At 69.4% G+C, this 19,046-nt stretch carries 16 protein-coding genes and 1 pseudogene; 13 read left to right on the top strand and 4 right to left on the bottom strand.

Annotation, left to right across the window (positions count from 1 at the left end; genetic code table 11):
- Positions 1–53: 53 nt before the first annotated feature.
- The 8 genes from MRBLWS13_RS09840 (at position 54) to MRBLWS13_RS09805 (ending at position 8,032) form a co-directional block, all read left to right on the top strand.
- The gene (locus tag MRBLWS13_RS09840) at positions 54–692 is read left to right on the top strand and encodes a GntR family transcriptional regulator (protein WP_349429032.1); all 639 of its coding nucleotides are present in this window, start codon (positions 54–56) and stop codon (positions 690–692) included.
- A gap of 83 nt (positions 693–775) precedes the next feature.
- Positions 776–1,768, top strand: coding sequence for an MBL fold metallo-hydrolase (locus tag MRBLWS13_RS09835; RefSeq protein ID WP_349428866.1), 993 nt, complete (start codon positions 776–778; stop codon positions 1,766–1,768).
- A 264-nt stretch (positions 1,769–2,032) separates the two neighbouring features.
- Entirely contained in the window at positions 2,033–3,427 is a 1,395-nt protein-coding gene (locus tag MRBLWS13_RS09830) for an MFS transporter (RefSeq protein WP_349428865.1), read from the top strand.
- Between the two features lie 67 nt (positions 3,428–3,494).
- Positions 3,495–4,871 carry an MFS transporter gene (locus tag MRBLWS13_RS09825; protein WP_349428864.1) on the top strand — a complete coding sequence of 459 codons (1,377 nt, stop codon included), beginning with the start codon at positions 3,495–3,497 and terminating at the stop codon, positions 4,869–4,871.
- Positions 4,868–5,662 carry an enoyl-CoA hydratase/isomerase family protein gene (locus MRBLWS13_RS09820; protein WP_349428863.1) on the top strand — a complete coding sequence of 265 codons (795 nt, stop codon included), beginning with the start codon at positions 4,868–4,870 and terminating at the stop codon, positions 5,660–5,662. Before MRBLWS13_RS09825 ends, MRBLWS13_RS09820 begins: the two co-directional genes overlap by 4 nt.
- Before the next feature lie 9 nt (positions 5,663–5,671).
- Positions 5,672–6,265 (top strand): hypothetical protein, encoded by a 594-nt coding sequence (locus MRBLWS13_RS09815; RefSeq protein WP_349428862.1) that lies wholly within the window; start codon positions 5,672–5,674, stop codon positions 6,263–6,265.
- A 169-nt stretch (positions 6,266–6,434) separates the two neighbouring features.
- Positions 6,435–7,187 carry an SDR family oxidoreductase gene (locus MRBLWS13_RS09810; protein WP_349428861.1) on the top strand — a complete coding sequence of 251 codons (753 nt, stop codon included), beginning with the start codon at positions 6,435–6,437 and terminating at the stop codon, positions 7,185–7,187.
- 86 nt (positions 7,188–7,273) lie between these two features.
- Positions 7,274–8,032 carry an SDR family oxidoreductase gene (locus MRBLWS13_RS09805; RefSeq protein ID WP_349428860.1) on the top strand — a complete coding sequence of 253 codons (759 nt, stop codon included), beginning with the start codon at positions 7,274–7,276 and terminating at the stop codon, positions 8,030–8,032.
- Between the two features lie 107 nt (positions 8,033–8,139).
- Here the strand turns inward: MRBLWS13_RS09805 and MRBLWS13_RS09800 are convergent, their stop codons facing one another.
- Both MRBLWS13_RS09800 and MRBLWS13_RS09795 read right to left on the bottom strand, forming a co-directional pair.
- The gene (locus tag MRBLWS13_RS09800; RefSeq protein WP_349428859.1) at positions 8,140–8,886 is read right to left on the bottom strand and encodes an enoyl-CoA hydratase-related protein; all 747 of its coding nucleotides are present in this window, start codon (positions 8,884–8,886) and stop codon (positions 8,140–8,142) included.
- Positions 8,883–9,773, bottom strand: a complete 891-nt coding sequence (locus MRBLWS13_RS09795) for an SDR family oxidoreductase (protein WP_349428858.1) — start codon at positions 9,771–9,773, stop codon at positions 8,883–8,885. The genes MRBLWS13_RS09800 and MRBLWS13_RS09795 overlap by 4 nt, the downstream gene beginning before the upstream one ends.
- A 212-nt stretch (positions 9,774–9,985) precedes the next feature.
- On the opposite strand from MRBLWS13_RS09795, the gene MRBLWS13_RS09790 reads away from it, so the two are divergent.
- The 4 genes from MRBLWS13_RS09790 (at position 9,986) to MRBLWS13_RS09775 (ending at position 14,393) form a co-directional block, all read left to right on the top strand.
- Complete coding sequence (locus MRBLWS13_RS09790; RefSeq protein ID WP_349428857.1) at positions 9,986–10,675, top strand: GntR family transcriptional regulator; 690 nt, start codon at positions 9,986–9,988, stop codon at positions 10,673–10,675.
- Positions 10,672–12,198 carry an MmgE/PrpD family protein gene (locus MRBLWS13_RS09785; protein WP_349428856.1) on the top strand — a complete coding sequence of 509 codons (1,527 nt, stop codon included), beginning with the start codon at positions 10,672–10,674 and terminating at the stop codon, positions 12,196–12,198. Before MRBLWS13_RS09790 ends, MRBLWS13_RS09785 begins: the two co-directional genes overlap by 4 nt.
- Positions 12,198–13,097, top strand: coding sequence for a methylisocitrate lyase (gene prpB / locus MRBLWS13_RS09780; protein WP_349428855.1), 900 nt, complete (start codon positions 12,198–12,200; stop codon positions 13,095–13,097). The genes MRBLWS13_RS09785 and prpB overlap by 1 nt, the downstream gene beginning before the upstream one ends.
- Positions 13,098–13,202: 105 nt before the next feature.
- Entirely contained in the window at positions 13,203–14,393 is a 1,191-nt protein-coding gene (locus MRBLWS13_RS09775; protein ID WP_349428854.1) for a bifunctional 2-methylcitrate synthase/citrate synthase, read from the top strand.
- A gap of 462 nt (positions 14,394–14,855) precedes the next feature.
- On the opposite strand, the gene ppsA is transcribed toward MRBLWS13_RS09775, so the two are convergent.
- The gene (gene ppsA / locus MRBLWS13_RS09770; RefSeq protein WP_349428853.1) at positions 14,856–17,237 is read right to left on the bottom strand and encodes a phosphoenolpyruvate synthase; all 2,382 of its coding nucleotides are present in this window, start codon (positions 17,235–17,237) and stop codon (positions 14,856–14,858) included.
- A gap of 34 nt (positions 17,238–17,271) precedes the next feature.
- Positions 17,272–18,129 (bottom strand): pyruvate, water dikinase regulatory protein, encoded by an 858-nt coding sequence (locus tag MRBLWS13_RS09765; RefSeq protein WP_349428852.1) that lies wholly within the window; start codon positions 18,127–18,129, stop codon positions 17,272–17,274.
- Positions 18,130–18,354: 225 nt separating this feature from the next.
- Here MRBLWS13_RS09765 and MRBLWS13_RS09760 point away from each other — a divergent pair.
- Positions 18,355–18,861, top strand: a pseudogene (locus MRBLWS13_RS09760) (helix-turn-helix domain-containing protein); the annotation flags it as partial.
- Between the last annotated feature and the right edge of the window lie 185 nt (positions 18,862–19,046).

Genomic DNA, 19,046 nt, shown 5'->3' with positions numbered 1-19,046 from the left:
CCATGATGCGCGTCGCACCCCACGGCCCCAGCGGGAACCTCGCCCGATCTAGGATGTCCCTCGTGAGAGCGAGTGACGTGGCTTACGAGCAACTCCGTCAGGAGATCATCGACTGGGTACTGAAGCCGGGCACGCTCCTCGGCGAGATCGAGACGGCCGAGCGGGTCGGGGTGTCTCGCACCCCGATCCGCGAGGCACTCACGCGGCTCGCCGCCGAAGGGCTCGTGTCGGCGTCCGGCCGGACGGCGATCGTCGCTCCGCTCTCGCGCAAACGTGTGGTCGAGCTGTTCGAACTGCGCGAGGCGCTCGAGACCCAGGCGGCGCGTCTGGCGGCGCGTCGACGCGATGCCGCGCGCTTCGCCGCCCTCCTGGAGGAGTTCCGCCGGGGACCGGAGCCCGGGCAACCGGTGGATCCGCGGCGGCCGTACTTCCTCGCGAACGAACTGGATGCGGCCATCGATGAGGCAGCCGACAGCCGCTACCTCCAGACGGCGCTGGAGGACATCCGTGGCCAAGTCGCCCGGGTGCGGTTCCACGCGCACTCCAACACCGGCCGGCTCGAGCGCGCGACATCGGAGCACATGCAGATCGTCCAGGCCATCCTCGACGGCGACGAAACGTTCGCCGCGCAGGCGACCGCCGTGCACCTGCGCAACAGCCTCTCGAACGTGCTCGACTCGCTGCCGCTCTGAGGTGCAGTTTCTGAGATACATGCACGGGCGGGCATACATGCCGCTTCGGCGGCCCGTCCTCCGTGCCGGTATACATTCGAGGTGTGAGCAGCTCCCTCGTCGCCTCCGTTCCCGCGCAGCGACGAGCCGCCGAAGAGGGGTCGGTGGGGGAGCCGACGCCCCTCGCCGAAGGGCTGTGGTGTCTCCCGCTCGCCACGGGAACCCGCTCCCCCGTCGCAACCCCCTGCTACCTCATCGCGGGGGACGACGGATCGGTGCACGTCGTCGATCCCGGCGTGTCGGCCACGTCGTCGGAGCAGTGGCGGTATGCGCTCGCGTCGTGGGGAATCCCCATCGAGCGGATCGCCTCCGTGACGGCGACGCACATGCACCCTGATCATCTCGGCGGCGTCGCCGCGCTCGCCCGCGAGTCCGGAGCCGTGGTGCAGTTGGCGGAGCGCGAGGTGAAGGCGATGGATGCCGCCGCAACCCGCGAGTCGGACGACCTGGTCGACACGATCCGGTCATGGGGTGCGCCGGACGGCGTGCTGGACGACTTCACCTACATCGCGGCTCGGGCTCCGCGCCCCGAGCGCCCCGTCGTCGACGTGCTCTTGCGGGACGGCGACCTTCTCGACATCCCCGGCCGGACGCTGCGTGTGATGGCCACTCCGGGTCATACGCCGGGGCACATCTGCCTCGACCTGCCGGATGAGGGACGCGTCGTGGTCGGCGATCTCATCCTGCCCACGACGTTCCCGGGAATCGGGCTCGGGGGCGACGCCGATCATGGGGCTCTGCGCGACTACCACCGGTCGCTCGACGCGCTCGATGCCCTCGGCGACCGCGAGGTGCTGCCCGGCCACGGGTATTGCTTCAGCGGACTCTCGCAGCGCGTGGACGAGACGCGTCGTCATCATCGCCGGCGCACGCAAGAGGTGCGACGCGCTCTCGAGAACGGGGCGTCGAGCACGTGGGACGTTGCCGTGCACTTGACCTGGACGGCCGGCTTCGCGAACCTCCGCGGCTTCTTCCTGTTCTCCGCGCTCCAGCAGACGGCGATGCACATCGATCACGTGCGCGGCGGGATCGAGTAAGAAGTCTCCTTTACGGGTATACAGGGAGCAATCTGGCAAGAGGTACTTGCGGCAAATTGCCGGGGGTGGGAGTCTTGTCATCAGTTGCTTGTATACACAGGCGCAAACGACGACAGCGTTGGTCGGAATGGCGGACGGGAGTTCCCAGCCGGTGGTCGTCGGCCATACGCAGCGATGCGCCGATCGGCAGTGCCGGAGATCGACGCCCCGGTTCCCCCGGCGCTGCGACACCCGTCCGGCATCGCTCAACGAGGAGTCGCTCCTATGTCAACGACCGTTCAGCAGGGGGCACGCAAGCAGCGCAACCCCTGGGTGGTCCTCTTCGGATCGGGAATCGCGCAGATGTTCGGTCCCGGCCCGCTCGTTCTGGTCACCCTCGGCGTCTTCGTCATCCCGATCACGCAAGACACCGGCTTCGGCCGCACGACGGTGACCGGTGCGTACTCCGTCGCCGCTGTCGGCATGGCCATCGGCCTTGTCATCGTCGGCCGGCTGCTGGACCGCTACGCGGTGCGCTACATCCTGGTTCCCTGCTTCACTCTGTTCTGCATGTCGACCGCCCTCATCGCGTTGATGCCGGCCAACCCCATCGCCTTCCTCGTGCCCTTCTTCCTGCTGGGCTTCTTCGGCGCCGGAACTTTCATCCCGTTCACGAAGGCGCTCATCAGTTGGTTCGACAACAAGCGCGCTCTCGCCATTGGCATCTCGGCGGGCATCGCGGCGCTGGGCGGATCGATCACTCCCGTCCTCGCAGGCGCCTTCATCGGCAACTACGGATGGCGCGCGGCGTACGCGCTGCTGGCGCTCATCGCTCTGGTGGTGTCGCTGTCGATGATCTTCGCCTTCGTGCGCGCGCGCGCCGAACGTCACGTGCGCGGTCGCCTCGTCACCGAGACGCTGGACGACGGCAAGGAAGTGAGCCTCGAGCAGCCTGGCCTCACCTTCCGCGAGGCGCTGAGGGGCCGCTACTTCTGGATGCTGACGCTTGCCCTCGGGGCGGTGGGTGTCGCGGTCGTCGGCCTGCAGGTGCACCTCGTGCCGATGATGACCGACCGGGGAATGGATCCGGCGCAGGCGGTGCTCCTCATCACGATCTTCAGCCTCTCGGGACTCGCCGGCCGGGTCGTCGGCGGATTCCTGATCGACCGCATCCACGGCACCGTCATCGGCCCGATCGTCATCGCCGCTCCCGTCCTGGGCATGTTCTTCCTGCACCCGCCCTTCTGGTCGGCGGGGATCGCGGTCGGTCTCATCGGTCTGGCGTATGGCATCGAGGGCGATCTGGTCGCATTCTTCATCACCCGCTACCTCGGCACCCGTCACTTCGGGCAGATCTTCGGCATCGTGCAGTCGGTATTCCTCATCGGCACCGCGTTCGGGCCGCTCCTGCTCGGCATCGCCTACGACACCACCGGAAGCTACGATTCGGTGCTGCCGGGGCTCGGGGTGGTGCTCATCGTGTGCGCGATCACGATCGCGCTGCTCGGCCGGTACCCGTATCCGGCGGTGAAGGGCTTCGACAGCGTCGCCGCCAAGGACGAGTTCGCCGCCGCCGAGCTGCTCAGCGAAAGAGCGGAGGAGGAGGACCAGGTCGAGGCGAGCGGTGAGGTCGTCACCGCCGGCGGCGCCGAGCAGGCGCAGAAGAGCCCGCTGAACTGAGCCGACCCGCGTCGGCGTACACCGTATGGACTCCCCTTCCCCATCCCGACCGCGCGACCCTCGCCTCGTGACGGGAGTTCTGGCGCTCGCCGGCGTCATGACCTCGTTGCAGCAGACGATGATCATGCCCGTTCTGCCCGCATTCGAGGAGCCCTTTGACGCCACCCCGGCCGAGACCTCGTGGCTCGTGACCGCGACCCTCCTGACGGCCGCGGTGGCCACTCCTCTGCTCGGCCGCCTCGCCGACATCTACGGCAAGCGGCCCCTGCTGCTCGTGTGCATCGCCGCGATCGCCGCCGGGTCCACGGTCGGAGCCCTGGCGCCGAGCCTCGGGATGATCGTCGCTGGCCGAGCGCTCATCGGGGTCGGGATGGCGGTCGTCCCCATCGGAATCTCCACGCTGCGCGACGAGCTCCCCCCGGAGCGCATCCCGATGGGCGTCGCTCTGATGAGCGCCAGCTTCGGCGTCGGCAGCGGCGTCGGCTTCCCTCTCGGCGGGATCCTCGCCACGAGCGTCTCGTGGCGGGTGATCTTCGCGCTGACGACGGTGCTCGCGCTCGTGGTGCTCGTCGCCGTGGGGCTCGTCGTCCGCCGGGTGCCAGCGGGCAGGGAGGGCGGATTCGACGTCCTCGGAGCTGGACTGCTCAGCGCCGCGATCCTCGCCCTCCTGCTGGGCCTGACCGGCTCCGTCCCCTCGGGCGTGCCGGGGGGCGCTCTCACGTGCTTCCTCGTGTTCGCCGTCGCGTTCGTCGCCTGGGTGCTGTGGGAGGTCCGTGCCGTCGACCCGCTCGTCGACCTCCGTCTCGCTCTTCACCGTCCGGTGGCCCTCACTAATATCGCAACCGCGACTTTCAGCTTCGGCATCTTCACCAACGTCCTCGGCAGCGCGATGCAGGTGCAGGCGCCGGGCACGGAGAGCGGCGGGTTCGGCCTGGACGAGGCCGGCGCAGGTCTGTTCCTCGTTCCATCCGCCGTCGCTTTCTTCGCCATGGCGCCCGTCTCCGCCTGGCTCATCGGATGGGCGGGTGGTCGGTGGGTGCTGGCGCTCGGCGGCGGCGTCATGGCGGCCGCGTTCGCTCTGCGGATCATCTGGAACGCCCAGCTCTGGCACGCCGTGCTCTTCTCCACGGTCATCGCGGTCGGCACCGCGTTCGTCTTGGCGGCCGCCCCGTGGTTGCTCTTCCGCAACGTGCCACGCGAGCAGACCGCTTCGGCCACGAGCGTCAACGCCCTCGTGCGTTCGGTGGGGACGGCGGTGAGCTCCGCGACCGCGGCCGGCGCGATGGCCCTTGCCCTTCCGCCCGCGTGGTCGGCCGTCTCCCCGTTCGACCTCCTGTTCGCCGTCGCCGCAGTCGCGTGCGGGACGGGATGCATCCTGTCTCTGGCAATTCCGCGCAGCACGACGGGCGGGTCTGCGCCGCCCTATCCGGAGGGAGCGCCATGAGCCAGCTGGGGACCACCGTGTCGGCCGGCGTCGGACTCATCGAGATCCATCACGTCGCGCGCAACAACGCACTCACGGCGACCATGTGGCGTCGGCTTCCCGCGATCCTCGAGGACTGGGAGCAGGAGGACGAGGTACTCGCGGTCGTGTTGCGCGGCACCGGGGGGACGTTCTCGGCGGGCGCCGACATCGACGACGTGCCGGCCATCCTCTTCGACGACTCCCGGGAGGACCTCATCTCGCGGGCGACGAGAAGGCTGGCTTGCTTCCCCAAGCCGACGGTCGCGATCATCGAGGGCCACTGCATCGGCGGGGGATGGGAACTCGCCGGCGCGTGCGATCTGCGCGTGGCGACGCGCAGCGCCGTCTTCGGCGTTACGCCCGCGCGTCTGGGCGTCGTCTATCCCGTGTCGGGAGTGCGCAGACTCGTGGGCCTCGTGGGTCCGGGCGTAGCGCGACAGCTGCTTCTCACCGCCGAGCTCGTCCCCGCCGAGCGGGCGTATCGGTGGGGGATGGTGACGACACTCGCGGAGGACTCCGCGATCGACGAGATCGCCGCCGGCGTGGTTCGCACGCTCCTCAGCCGCTCGCAGCTGTCCGTCCGCGCCGCCAAGGAGATGGTCATGCTCCATGACGATCCCGAGGCGCAGCGCGCCGCGCACGACCGCTGGGCCGCCGCATCCCTCCTCAGCGGTGAGCTCGAAGAGGGACGGCGGGCGTTCCTCGAGCGGCGGGCGCCGCTCTTCCCGTGGCGCGGCACGCCCGCTGCCGCCGCGCCGGGTAAGCTCTAAACTTCGGTCATGGACAACCATGAGGTGGTGGAGAAGCTCCGCGCGGCGGTGCTCGAGCTCGCGTCGCACGACCCCGGTTCGGAGCTCACCGTGGCCCGGATCTCGGCGACGGCCGGAATCACGCGCGATGAGTATTACCGGTATGCCTCCAGCCCCATGCAACTGCTCGCCGAGGCGCTCAGCGACGAGCTCCTGACGATGTACGACGAGACCGGGGAACAGTACCCCCCGCAAATCGCGCGGGCGATGCGCCCTCGTCTCGCGCTGACCCACATCGCGAAGTGGGCAGCCGTGTACGGCGGGCCGCTGCGCAACGAGCTCATGGGGGCGCTGCGGCAGACCCTCGCCCCGTCCTTCCGGATGATCAACGAGGAGGACCTGCGTGCCTTCCCTGAGCTCATGCCTGAGGGGATGCCCGCTGACGATCTCGCGATCGAGTTCGTCTCGGCCTACATCTCCGGCGGGGGGATGGCCGCCATCGAGGTCTGGGTCAGCGAGCCCGAGCCGGATGTCGAGCGCGGCCTACAAATGCTCATGGCCGTATCCCCGCTGACCAAGATCGACGACGAGAAGGTCCAGGAGTACCTCCGCCGGCGCGGCTGACCCCGACGCCCGCCGTTCCCGCCGCCGGCCCCGCACTCTCGACCCGCCGAGATGACGTGATCTCGGCGGGCTGTGAGGGGGATGCGGGATACAGTGATCAAGAGTCCCTGTATACATAGCGCGTATCGTCCGACCCTGTAGTCATACCACTACAGGAAAGGGCGAGGGAATGACCGATCTCACTGGAAAGGTTGCCGTCGTCACGGGCTCCGCTCGCGGCATCGGCAAGGCCATCGCACAGCGCTTCGCCGGGCTGGGCGCGAACGTCGTCGTCAACTATTCGGGCGACGCGGAGAACGCCGCGCGCACCGTCGCCGAGATCGAAGCCGGGGGCGCGCGCGCCATCGCCGTCCAGGGCGACGTGTCGTCGACCGCGGATCTCGACCGGCTCTTCCAGACGGCGATCGACACCTTCGGACGCGTCGACATCGTCGTCGCGAACGCGGGCGTCGAGGTGGTCGGGATGCCGATCGTCGATGTCACCGAGGAGCAGTTCGACCGCTCGTTCGCCATCAACTCCAAGGGCACCTTCTTCACCCTCGCCAAGGGCGCGAAGGTCGTCGAGGATGGCGGACGCCTCCTCTACATCGCGTCGACGACCGCCATCGGCTGCCACCCGACAGCCGGCCTGTACGGCTCGAGCAAGGTCGCGGGTCTGCAGACCGTCGGTGTGCTTGCACAGGAAATCGGCGCCCGCAACATCACCGTCAACTCCATCATCCCCAGTTCGGTCGCGGGTGCCGGGATCTTCACCGGAGCGACCCCGGGCGATGCGATTCACCAGATGAACTCCATCCGCCCCCTCGGCGGCCGGCTGGGCACCCCAAAGGATGTCGCGGACGCAGCCGAGTACTTCGTCAGCGACCTGGCCGACTGGGTCAGCGGCACTTCGCTGCTCGTCGCCGGCGGCCTTCAGCAGTAGGCGTCCGGCCTCGGCGGCCCCGCCTTCCATTCCCACACACACCTCAACGTCACAATCCAACCCCCGCAAAGAAAGCGAGACATCCCATGTCCGACCGAAAGATCGCCCTCATCACTGGCGGCAGCCGCGGCCTCGGCCGCGCCGACGCCCTGGCGCTCGCCGACACCGGCGTCGACGCCATTCTCACCTACCGCACCGGCCGCGACGGGGCCGAGCAGGTCGTGCGCGACATCGAGGCGAAGGGCGGCAAGGCCGTCGCGCTCCCGCTGGACACCTCCGTCGTCTCGAGCTTCGCCGACTTCGCCGCCCAGGTGCGCGAGGCGCTCAGCTCCACCTGGGGTGCTGAGCGCTTCCACGTCCTCGTCAACAACGCCGGTATCGCCCACGTGGCTCCGTTCGCCGAGACGACCGAGGCGGACTTCGACGCCATGGTGAACGTGCACTTCAAGGGCCCGTTCTTCCTGACCCAGACACTGCTCCCGCTCCTCGCGGACGGCGGCAGCATCGTCAACTACTCGACCGGTCTGACGCGGTTCGTCGCCGAGGGCAGCTCCGCCTACGCGAGTATGAAGGGCGCGGTCGAGGTGCTCTCGAAGTACCAGGCGAAGGAGCTCGGCAAACGCGGCATCCGCGTGAACGCCGTCGCCCCCGGCCCCACCGCGACCGACTTCGGCGGCGGCTTCATGAAGTCGGACCAGTTCCGCGCAGGCGCCGGATCGCAGATCGCCCTCGGCCGCGTCGGCGAGCCCGAGGACATCGGCGAGGCCATCGCGGCACTGGTGTCGGACGCGGGCCGGTGGATCACCGCCCAGCGCATCGAGGTGTCGGGCGGCGCGCTGCTCTGACGAACCCGGCGGAGCCCCGATCGTCGCACGCCGGGGATCCGGGCTCCGCTCTCTCCCAGCCGCTTCGCCACAGACCGAGAGGTCGTGGTTAGGGCAGCACGCTGCGGTCAGCGCGCGCCGGCGATGCCGATGCCTCGCGCCTCCAGATCCAGGGATGTCGCGTAGTTGGAGACCTCGACGGCGGCGAGGTTCGTCTTCATCAGCGCGAAGGCGGCCGTGGGACCGGCCGCGAGCCGCCGGCAGAACGCCAACCCCTCCTCGCGCAGAGCGTCGTCGGGCACCACCTGGCGCACCAGCCCGAGGCGCTCGGCCTCGGCGGCGTCGATGCGGGGCGTGAGCATGAGGATCTCCAGAGCGCGCGCCCGACCGACCAAGCGGTGCAGGCCGTAGGTCACCCCGTTGTCGCCGGCGAGCCCGAGGTTCGCGAAGGCGGAGACGAACAGCGAGCTCTCGCCGGCGATGCGGAAGTCAGCGGCGAGCGCCAGGCCCATCCCGCCGCCGGCTGCTGCGCCGTTGACGAGGGCGACGGTCGGCTTGCGTACGGCGTAGAACGCGCCGGCGAACTCCGCGTGGAACCGCCGCATGGCGGTCTCGAGGTCGAGGGCGGCTGCGCCCAGCCCCGGCGAGACCGTGAGGGCGGGCTCCTTGCGGTCGGCGCCCGCGCAGAAGGCGTCACCGGCGCCGGTGACCGCCACCACCCGGACGGCCGGGTCCGCGTCGGCGCGGCGGATCGCCTCCGCGAACCCCGATCGCAGCGCGTCCGTCACCGCGTTCTTGCGCTCCGGTCGGTTCAGGGTGATCAGCAGCACACCGTCGTCGACGAACTCCGAGAGCACGACATCCCTGCCCGTCATACTGGCCGTTCCGTACGGTCGTGGCGGCGCACCGCATCCCGCGTCTGCTGCCAGTCCTCGTCGGTCCAGTCCCGTCGTTCGTCGCCGCGCGAGTTGTAGCGCAGGTGGTCGCCGCCGTCGATGATGACCGTCTGGCCGTTGACGTACTCGCTGCCGGGCGCCACAAGGAAGACGGCCAGGTTCGCCAGCTCCGACATGCGCCCGTTGCGGCGCATCGCGTTCGCGTCGTTGGGTCCGCCGGGCTCGAGCGGCTCCGCGCCGACGCGCAGGTGAGCCTGCGTGCCGGCGGTGGGGAAGGCCCCGGGCGCGAGAGCGTTGAGCCGGATGCCCTTCGGGGCCCACTCGAGGGCGAGCGAGCGCGTCATCATCTCGATGCCCGCCTTCGACATCGCGGAGGGGATCGTGTATGGAACGCCGCCGCCGATCCAGCTCGCGAGCACGGAGAGCACGGCCCCGCGGTCCCCGCCCGAGATCCACCGACGTCCGCAGGCCGCGGTCATGAGGAAACCCCCGCGGAAGACGATGTTCGCGATGGCGTCGAAGCCGCGGGGGGAGAGGTCTTCGGTGCGGCTAAGGAAGTTGCCGGCAGCGTTGTTCACGAGTGCGGTCAGCGGTCCGTCGGCCCAGATCGCGTCGAACATCGCCTCCACGGCATCGGCGTCGCGGATGTCGCGGGCGAGCGGGGTGACCGAACCCCCGTGCCGCGCTGTCAACTCTGCGGCGGCGGCGGCGAGGACGTCGCCGCGTCGTCCGCAGATGTATACCTGGGCGCCGAGGACGAGGAACGCCTCCGCCATCTCGCGGCCGAGGCCGGTGCCGCCGCCAGACACGAGAATCCGCTCCCCGCGCAGGATTCCCGGACGAAACATCAACTCTTCAGCATCCATCGCCGCTCCTCTGCGTCGCTGCACGGTCTTGCCGTCGGCACCACCATAGAGCACCGGGCACAGTTGCTGTATACACAGTTTCGCCGCTCAGCCGGGAAGACGCGACCCCAACGTGAGCTTATGTACACGATCAGCGGTCCTTCTTCCGCTGCATTGGACTCAAGAAGCACTTTGTGTATACGCTATGGGAGAAAGCGTCGGAGGGAGTGTGCATGCGGGCGAGTGAACACGCGTACGCGGCCCTCCTCGAGGAGATCCAGGTGGGGATCCTCCCCCCCGGCGCGGTGCTCGGTGAGGTCGAGCAGGCCGCCCGTTTCGGCGTCAGCCGTACGCCCCTGCGTGAGGCGATCGGACGCCTTGTGGCCGACGGCCTCGCGGTGCAGCAGTCGCCGCGCGTCACCGTCGTCGCCGCCATGGACGCCGACGACATCCGGCAGCTGTTCACCGTGCGCCGGTCTCTCGAGGAGACCGCCGCGCGCCTCGCGGCCGCCCGTCGCGAGGCCGCACGCGCGTTCGACGCCCTCGCGCGCGCGTTCGCCGCCGTGACCCTCGGCGACGCGGACGCTCGCGACGACTACTACTCGCTGATCGCCGCCTTCGACGCCGAGCTCGACCGCGCCGCCGCCAACGACTATTTGAGCGCCGCCCTGCGAACCCTCCGCACGCACCTGGTCCGGGTGCGCCGGCTCGCCCGCGACAACCCCGAGCGACTGACTCGCTCGGTGCAGGAGCACCATCTCATCGCCGCGGCGATCGCCGACGGGAACGCAGAGCTTGCCGCCCACGCGACCCACATCCACCTCCACAACGCGCTGGAGTTCACTCTCGCCGCCCTCCCCGACACGGTCGCGCCCGACTCGGAGCCGCGGCCGCCGTCCCGCCGACCGAAAGGCACAGCATGACCGTTCCCACCCACGTCCGCGTTCACCGCAGCGACGAGAATCTCGCCCGCTCCGAACAGCTGGCGTGGAAGATCGCCGAGGTCGCCGTCGACCCCGTGGAGGTTCAGGCCGACGTTGCCGACATGATCATCAACCGCGTGATCGACAACGCGGCAGTCGCGGCCGCCTCCCTCACCCGGCGGCCCGTGAGCTCCGCGCGCGCGCAGGCCCTCGACCACCCGGTGTCGGCCAACGGCGGCGGGTCGACGGTGTTCGGCTGCGCGAACGACAGGGTCTCGAGCCCCGAGTGGGCTGCCTGGGCCAACGGCGTCGCCGTGCGCGAGCTCGATTACCACGACACCTTCCTCGCCGCGGAGTACTCCCACCCCGGCGACAACATCCCACCGATCCTCGCGGTGGCCCAGCACACCGGTCGCGACGGCGCGGCGCTCGTGCGGGGCATCGCCACCGGGTACGAGATCCAGATCGACCTCGTGCGCGCCATCTCGCTGCACAAGCACAAGATCGACCACGTCGCGCACCTCGGCCCCTCGGCGGCCGCGGGCATCGGCACCCTGCTCGGCCTCGACATCGAGACCATCTACCAGGCCGTCGGGCAGGCACTGCACACGACCACCGCCACCCGGCAGTCCCGCAAGGGCGAGATCTCGACGTGGAAGGCCCACGCGCCGGCGTTCGCGGGCAAGATGGCGGTCGAGGCGGTCGACCGCGCGATGCGCGGCGAGACCAGCCCGTCCCCGATCTACGAGGGCGAGGATGGCGTGATCGCGTGGATGCTGGACGGCAAGGACGGCTCGTACGACGTGCCGCTTCCCGCGCCGGGCGAGCCCAAGCGCGGCATCCTCGACTCGTACACGAAGGAGCACTCGGCGGAGTACCAGGCGCAGGCGTGGATCGACCTCGCGCGCAAGCTGGGCACGCAGCATCCGCAGCTGCGCGATCCCGCGAACGTCGCATCGATCGTGCTGCACACGAGCAACCACACTCACGTCGTGATCGGCTCGGGTGCGAACGACCCGCAGAAGTACGACCCGAACGCGTCTCGCGAGACGCTCGACCACTCGATCCCCTACATCTTCGCCGTCGCGCTGCAAGACGGCACGTGGCACCACGTCGACGCGTACGCGCCCGAGCGCGCGGGCCGCGCCGACACCGTCGCGCTGTGGCGGAGCATCACGACGGCCGAGGACGCGGAGTGGACCCGCCGCTACCACTCGGAGGATCCCGACGAGAAGGCCTTCGGCGGGCGCGTGGTTATCACCCTGACCGACGGATCCACGATCGAGGACGAGATCGCGGTCGCCGACGCCCACCCGCTCGGCGCGCGACCCTTCGCGCGAGCCGACTACGTGCGCAAGTTCCGCCTGCTGGCCGACCCCGTGCTCGCGCCCGAGGAGATCGAGCGCTTCCTCGCGCTCGCCGAACGGCTTCCCGAGCTCAACGCCGACGAGGTGCGCGAGCTCAACATCGTCGCAAAGGCCGGCGTGCTCCGGGCGGCCCCGTCCCCGAGAGGACTCTTCTGATGCTGTACAGCACGACTCCCGCGGCCGAGAAGCGCCGCCTGTTCCGCGAGCGGCTCGGCTCGGGCGAGCTCCTGCGCTTCCCGGGCGCCTTCAACCCGCTCTCCGCCCGGCTCATCGAGCGCAAGGGGTTCGAGGGCGTCTACATCTCGGGCGCCGTCCTAGCCGCCGACCTGGGGCTCCCCGACATCGGCCTCACGACCCTGACCGAGGTGGCCGGTCGCGGTCAGCAGATCGCGCGCCTGACCGACCTCCCGGCGATCATCGACGCCGACACGGGGTTCGGCGAGCCGATGAACGTCGCCCGCACCATCCAGACCCTCGAGGATGCCGGGCTCGCCGGCGCGCACATCGAGGATCAGATCAACCCGAAGCGGTGCGGTCATCTCGACGGCAAGGCGGTGGTCGACGAGGACACGGCGATCAAACGCATCCGCGCCGCCGTCGACGCCCGGCGCGACCCCAACTTCCTGATCATGGCGCGTACCGACATCCGCGCTGTAGAGGGGATGGATGCCGCGATCGACCGCGCGAAAGCGCTGGTGGATGCCGGCGCCGACGCGATCTTCCCCGAGGCGATGCGAGACCTCGGAGAGTTCGAGGCGATGCGGGCCGCGCTCGACGTGCCGCTGCTGGCCAACATGACGGAGTTCGGCAAGTCGGAGCTGTTCTCCACTCAGCAGCTGCAGAGCGCCGGCATCGACATCGTGATCTGGCCGGTGTCGCTGCTGCGGATGGCGATGGGTGCGGCCGGCCGTGCCCTCGACGACCTCGACACGAAGGGTCACCTCCGTGGCAGGCTCGACGAGATGCAGCACCGTGCCGACCTGTACGACCTCATCGATTACGAGCACTACAACCACTTCGACACGACCGTCTTCAATTTCCAGATCACCCGCTGACCCGCGACGCTCCCGTGGCTTGCCCGTTTCTCCGCGTTTCGCGCACGAAGAACCCGGGGAAACGGGCAAGTCAGCGGGCTGGGACACCACTCGAAGGAGAGAGAAATGACCGACACCGACATCAAGAAGGGACTGGCCGGCGTGGTGGTGGATTACACCGGCGTCAGCAAGGTCAATCCTGAGACCAACAGCCTGCTGTATCGGGGGTACCCGGTGCAGGAGCTCGCGGCCACCCAGTCGTTCGAAGCCGTGGCCCACCTGCTGTGGCACGGCGAGCTGCCCTCGCACGAGCAGCTCGCCGCCCTGCGTGCGACCGAGCGCAAGAACCGCGCGCTCCAGACAGATGTCAAGGCTGCGATCGACCTCCTCCCGCTCGACGCGCACCCGATGGACGAGGTGCGCACGGCGGTCAGCGTCATCGGCGCGCGCGAGACCGCCGGCATCTCGAACGTGATGGATGCCGTAGGCACCCACGAGCAGAACCTCGAGCGCAGCATCCGGCTCTTCGGCGAGCTGCCCGCGATCGTGGCGTACGGCCAGCGGCGCCGCCGCGGACTCGAGCCCGTTGACGCCCGCGACGACCTCGACTATGCGGCGAACTTCCTGTGGCTGACCTTCGGCGAGGAGCCCGACGAGGTGGTCGTCGACGCGTTCAACCGCTCGATGATCCTGTACGCCGAGCACTCCTTCAACGCCTCCACCTTCACGGCGCGCGTGGTCACGTCCACTCTCAGCGACCTGTACTCGGCGATCGTCGCCGCGATCGGTGCTCTCAAGGGGCCGCTGCACGGCGGCGCGAACGAGGCCGTGCTGCACATCTTCGACGAGATCGGGGAGGCGGACAACGTCGTGCCGTGGCTCGACGAGGCGCTCGCGCACAAGCGCAAGATCATGGGCTTCGGCCACCGCGTGTACAAGCGCGGCGACTCGCGCGTACCCACGATGAAGGCCGCCCTCGACACCCTCGTCGCGCACTACGGGCGCCCAGACGTGGCGTCGCTCTACGACGCGCTCGAGAGCGAGTTCGTGAACCGCAAGGGCATCTACCCGAACCTCGACTACCCCTCGGGGCCGGCGTACAACCTCATCGGCTTCGATACCCTCACCTTCACACCGCTGTTCGTCGCCTCCCGCGTGACCGGGTGGACTGCGCACATCATGGAGCAGCAGGCATCGAACGCCCTCATCCGGCCGTTGTCGGCCTACAACGGTCCCGACGAGCGGCACATCGAGGGCTACTTCCCCGACACCGCTGCGCTCGAGGTCGCCGAGCGCGCGGAGGAAGCCGCGGGCTGATGTCCGAAGAAGGTCGTGCCGGTCGCGGTCGCGGGCACCCGCACGGCCGTCGGGAGCTTCGCCGGCGCCTCCCGCGACACTGACCCGTACGAGCTCGGTCGCAGGTGCTGACCGGCGCACTCGCGCGCGCCGGCGTCGCGCCCGACGGCGTGGACGACGCCGTCATGGAACGCATCGCCCGGAACGGCCCCAACGCCTACAACGCACGGTGCGTGGCGCTCGGCGTGGTGGTGCCCGTGCGCGTTCCGGTGTTCACGATCAGCGACGCCCTGGTCATGCGTTCGACGCGACCGGCGCCATCCTCACCGTCCGCGCCGCCGTCGACGTGCAGCGCCGCGACCGCGAGTACGCCCCGTCGGGACGATGTGCATCGGCGGCAGCCAGGCCCACCGGCCCGCTGCGCCGCTGGGCCGGGCCGACCACCCCCAAGACCGCGAGTCTCAGGGGTGAGGCCGGGACGCGTCACACGGGGGCGGCGGCGCGAGCCAGCCGCATCCACGTCTCCACGACGGTGTCGGGGTTCAGCGACATCGATTCGATGCCGCGGTCGAGGAGCCACTCCGCGAGGTCGGGGTGGTCGGAGGGGCCCTGTCCGCAGATGCCGACGTACTTGCCGCGGCGGCGGCAGGCCTCGATCGCCATCTCGAGCATGGCCAGAACCGCGGGGTCGCGCTCGTCGAAGGTCGAGGCGACGAGCGCCGAGTCGCGGTCGAGCCCGAGCGTCAGCTGCGTCATGTCGTTCGAGCCGATCGAGAACCCATCGAAGTGGTCGAGGAACCGGTCGGCGAGTACCGCGTTCGACGGCAGCTCGCACATCATGATGAGCTTCAGCCCGTTCTCCTCGCGGCGCAGGCCGTTCTCGGCGAGAAGCTCCACCACGGCCTCGGCCTCGGCGAGGGTGCGCACGAACGGCACCATGAGCTGCACGTTCGTGAGTCCCATGTCGTCGCGCACGCGCCGCATGGCCTCGCACTCGAGGTCGAAGCAGGCGCGGAACTCGGGCGAGATGTACCGCGACGCGCCGCGGTAGCCGATCATCGGGTTCTCCTCCTCGGGCTCATACAGCGAGCCCCCGATGAGGTTCGCGTACTCGTTCGACTTGAAGTCGCTCAGCCGCACGATGACGGGCTCGGGCGCGAAGGCGGCGGCGATCGTCGAGACTCCCTCGGCGACCCGCTGCACGAAGTACTCTGGGGGCGACGGGTAGGCCGCGATGCGCGAGCGGATGTTATCACCGAGGTCGCCCGGAAGCTCGTCGACGGCGAGCAGGGCACGCGGATGGATGCCGATCTGGCGATTGATGATGAACTCCAGCCGCGCGAGGCCGACCCCGCGGTGCGGGAGCCGCGCGAAGGAGAACGCCTGATCGGGCGTGCCCACGTTCATCATGATCTTCACCGGCAGCTCCGGCATGCGGTCGAGCTCGGTCTCCTCCAGCTCGAACTCGAGCGCCCCGGCGTAGACGTGGCCCTCGTCGCCCTCCGCGCACGAGACCGTGACCTCCTGGCCCTCGAGCAGCACGCGCGTGGCGGCTCCGGTTCCGACGACGGCAGGGATGCCGAGCTCGCGCGCGATGATGGCGGCGTGGCACGTGCGGCCGCCGCGGTTCGTCACGATCGCCGACGCGCGCTTCATGATCGGCTCCCAATCGGGATCGGTCATGTCGGCGACGAGCACCTCCCCAGGCACGAAATCGTGCATCTGGTCGATCGAGGTCAGCACCCGCACGGGACCCGCCCCGATGCGCTGGCCGATCGCGCGCCCCTCGACGAGCACGGGTCCGCGTTCGCGCAGCACGTAGCGGCGCATGACGTTCGCCTTCTCGCGCGAGACCACCGTCTCGGGTCGGGCCTGCAGCACGTACAGCCGGCCGTCCAGACCGTCCTTGCCCCACTCGATGTCCATGGGGCGGCCGTAGTGCTCCTCGATGACGACGGCGATCCGGCCCAGCTCCTCTACCTCGGCGTCCGTGAGAGAGAAACGCGCGCGGTCGGCGGGGTCGACATCGGCGAAGACGGTGCTCGCGCCGGCGCTGCGGCCCTCCGCGTAGCGCATCGTGATCGCCTTCTCGCCGAGCGAGCGCTTCAGCACTGCTGGGCGGCCCGCCCGCAGTGCGGGCTTGTACGCGTAGAATTCGTCGGGGTTGACCGCGCCCTGCACGACCGCTTCGCCGAGTCCATACGAGCTGGTCACGAAGACCGCCTGGTCGAACCCGGATTCGGTGTCGACGGTGAACATGACCCCCGATGCTCCGACATCCGAGCGCACCATCCGCTGCACCCCGGCGGAGAGAGCGACCTCGGCGTGGTCGAAGCCGTGGTGCACGCGGTAGGCGATCGCTCGGTCGTTGTACAGCGAAGCGTAGACGCTGCGGATCGCCTGCAGGATGTTCTCGACGCCGCCGATGTTGAGGAACGTCTCCTGCTGCCCGGCGAACGAGGCATCGGGGAGGTCTTCGGCGGTCGCGCTCGAACGGACCGCCCACGTCACCCCCTCCGGATCGGCGTCGTCGCGAAGCAGGGCGTCATAGGCCTTGCGGATGTCGCGCTCGAGGTCGGCGGGGAACGGCTGAGATTCGACCCACTCTCGCACGGTCGCACCGACGCGCGCGAGCTCCGCGACGTCGTCCGTGTCGAGCGCCTCCACGACCGAGCGAATGCGGTCGGCCAGAGCGTCCTCGGCGAGGAAGCGGCGATACGCGTCGGCGGTCGTCGCGAAGCCGCCGGGCACCCGCACCCCGGCCGAGGACAGGTGGGAGATCATCTCCCCGAGCGAGGCGTTCTTGCCGCCGACGGAGGCGAGGTCAGACATGCCGATCTCGCCGAACCACAGGATGTTGGACATCGGTTCTCCCTCTCGTGGGTTGCTTCCGCGGGCCTCAGCCGCGCAGCTTCTTGGACTGCAGAATCACGGCCGACATCTCCTCGACGCTCTTGGTCGCGGAGTTGAGGAACGGCACGCGCGTGCGCCGGTACAGGTCCTCCGCCCGGCGGAGTTCGAGAGTGCATTGCGCGAGGCTCGCGTATCGCGATTCGGGGCGGCGCTCGTGGCGGACCCGGCTGAGCCGCAGCGGTGTCGTCGTCAGCCCGAAGCAGCGGTCGGCGTACGGGCCGACCGTGCGCGGAAGCCCGTCGGTGGGGAAGTCGTCGTCGGTGAGCGGATAGTTGGCCACCAGCAGCCCGTACTGGAGCGCTAGGTACATCGTCGTGGGTGTCTTGCCGCAGCGGGACGGCGCGATGATGATCACGTCGGCCTGATCGAGCGCCCTGGCGCTCTGCCCGTCGTCGTGTTCGATGGCGTACTCGACCGCGCGCATCCGCGCGAAGTACCGCTGCACGTCTCCCACGCCGTGGTACTGGCCGAGCTGCTCGCTCGCCGTCGTCCCGAGCGCGCGCTCGAGCTCGTCCAGGTGCCCGCCGAGCAGGTCGATGATCTTCGCGGGCGAACGGGCGAGCTCCGCGCGGATGTCCGCGGCCTTCACGGTGGTGAAGACGATCGGCTCGAGCCCGTCGGCAGCGGCCTGCTCGATTTCGGCGACCACCGCGCGGGCACCGGCAACCGTGTCGACGAAGGGAACCGTCCGGCGGCGGAACGCGATCGCCGGGAAGTTCACCAGGAGAGCACTGCCGAGGGTCTCGGCGGTGATTCCGGTGCTGTCGGAAAGGAAGTAGGCGGCTCGCTCGGGCGCGGGCAGGGGTGTCGCACCCGCGACCGCGGGCAGGAATAGGTCGCTCACGTGCTCACCCCCTGTCTGTATACAGAGAGGTTAGAGAGCTTCTCGCCGACAGCCGCGCGCTCGAACGGTGAAAGTTGCCGCGATCTTTCGCGCCGCTTGATTTTGCGCCGTTCTCACGGGGAGAGTCTCCTCGCTCGTCGCCCAGCGACGGGAGGGTGGATCGACGGCCGTGGCAAGGCTGGCCCTCCGCGAATACAACGGAGGTATACAGGCGAGGGAATCGACGTGATCGATCGCGCCGAACTGGCGATGTTCCTACGGACGCGGCGGGAGTCGCTGCAACCTGAAGACGTCGGTATGACACGAGGAGCACGTCGGTGCACGCGAGGGCTTCGGCGGGAGGAAGTGGCATCGCTGTGCCACATGTCCACCGACTACTATGCCCGTCTTGAACGGGGGACCGGTCCGCACCCGTCGGAGCAGATGATCGCCTCGATCGCGCAGCGCCTTCACCTGACCCTCGACGAACGCGACCACCTGTTCCGACTCGCTGGGCACAACCCCCCCACCCGGGGGCCGTCCGGACTTCACATCGGCCCCGGGATGCTGCGCATCCTCGACCGGCTCGAGGACACGTCCGCGGAGATCGTGACGGAACTGGGCGAGACGATCCGCCAGACCGCTATGGGCCGCGCTCTCATGGGGGCGCGGGTCGCTACGGGGATGGATCGCAGCCTCGGGTATCGGTGGTTCATGTATCCGGCCATCCGGGACGGCTATCCGCCTGAGGAGCGGACTCAGCGGCTTCGTAGCTCTCGGTGCGGGTCTGCTCCTTGTACCGCTTGCGCTGATCGCGCTAGCAAACTGGGTTCATCGACCGCGGTCCGCGAGCGAAGCTGCCTGGTGGAATCGCGATCTTGATCACAAGCTGGCTTGCCATACTCGTCCTTGCAGCGGGAGTCGGCGCCGTTGCTGTC

This window comes from Microbacterium sp. LWS13-1.2, assembly GCF_040144835.1.
In the GTDB taxonomy this organism is placed as follows: domain Bacteria; phylum Actinomycetota; class Actinomycetes; order Actinomycetales; family Microbacteriaceae; genus Microbacterium.
The sequence above is the reverse complement of the archived record's forward strand: the minus strand, read 5'-3'. Positions and strand labels throughout refer to the sequence as shown.

Excerpts from the sequence above, each read along its gene's own strand:
- MRBLWS13_RS09830 (WP_349428865.1), top strand. The coding sequence starts at position 2,033 with ATGTCAACGACCGTTCAGCAGGGGGCACGCAAGCAGCGCAACCCCTGG.
- MRBLWS13_RS09815 (WP_349428862.1), top strand. The coding sequence starts at position 5,672 with ATGGACAACCATGAGGTGGTGGAGAAGCTCCGCGCGGCGGTGCTCGAG.
- MRBLWS13_RS09805 (WP_349428860.1), top strand. The coding sequence starts at position 7,274 with ATGTCCGACCGAAAGATCGCCCTCATCACTGGCGGCAGCCGCGGCCTC.
- MRBLWS13_RS09800 (WP_349428859.1), bottom strand. The coding sequence starts at position 8,886 with ATGACGGGCAGGGATGTCGTGCTCTCGGAGTTCGTCGACGACGGTGTG.
- MRBLWS13_RS09840 (WP_349429032.1), top strand. The coding sequence starts at position 54 with ATGTCCCTCGTGAGAGCGAGTGACGTGGCTTACGAGCAACTCCGTCAG.
- MRBLWS13_RS09790 (WP_349428857.1), top strand. The coding sequence starts at position 9,986 with ATGCGGGCGAGTGAACACGCGTACGCGGCCCTCCTCGAGGAGATCCAG.
- ppsA (WP_349428853.1), bottom strand. The coding sequence starts at position 17,237 with ATGTCCAACATCCTGTGGTTCGGCGAGATCGGCATGTCTGACCTCGCC.
- MRBLWS13_RS09775 (WP_349428854.1), top strand. The coding sequence starts at position 13,203 with ATGACCGACACCGACATCAAGAAGGGACTGGCCGGCGTGGTGGTGGAT.
- MRBLWS13_RS09820 (WP_349428863.1), top strand. The coding sequence starts at position 4,868 with ATGAGCCAGCTGGGGACCACCGTGTCGGCCGGCGTCGGACTCATCGAG.
- MRBLWS13_RS09795 (WP_349428858.1), bottom strand. The coding sequence starts at position 9,773 with ATGGATGCTGAAGAGTTGATGTTTCGTCCGGGAATCCTGCGCGGGGAG.
- prpB (WP_349428855.1), top strand. The coding sequence starts at position 12,198 with ATGCTGTACAGCACGACTCCCGCGGCCGAGAAGCGCCGCCTGTTCCGC.
- MRBLWS13_RS09810 (WP_349428861.1), top strand. The coding sequence starts at position 6,435 with ATGACCGATCTCACTGGAAAGGTTGCCGTCGTCACGGGCTCCGCTCGC.
- MRBLWS13_RS09785 (WP_349428856.1), top strand. The coding sequence starts at position 10,672 with ATGACCGTTCCCACCCACGTCCGCGTTCACCGCAGCGACGAGAATCTC.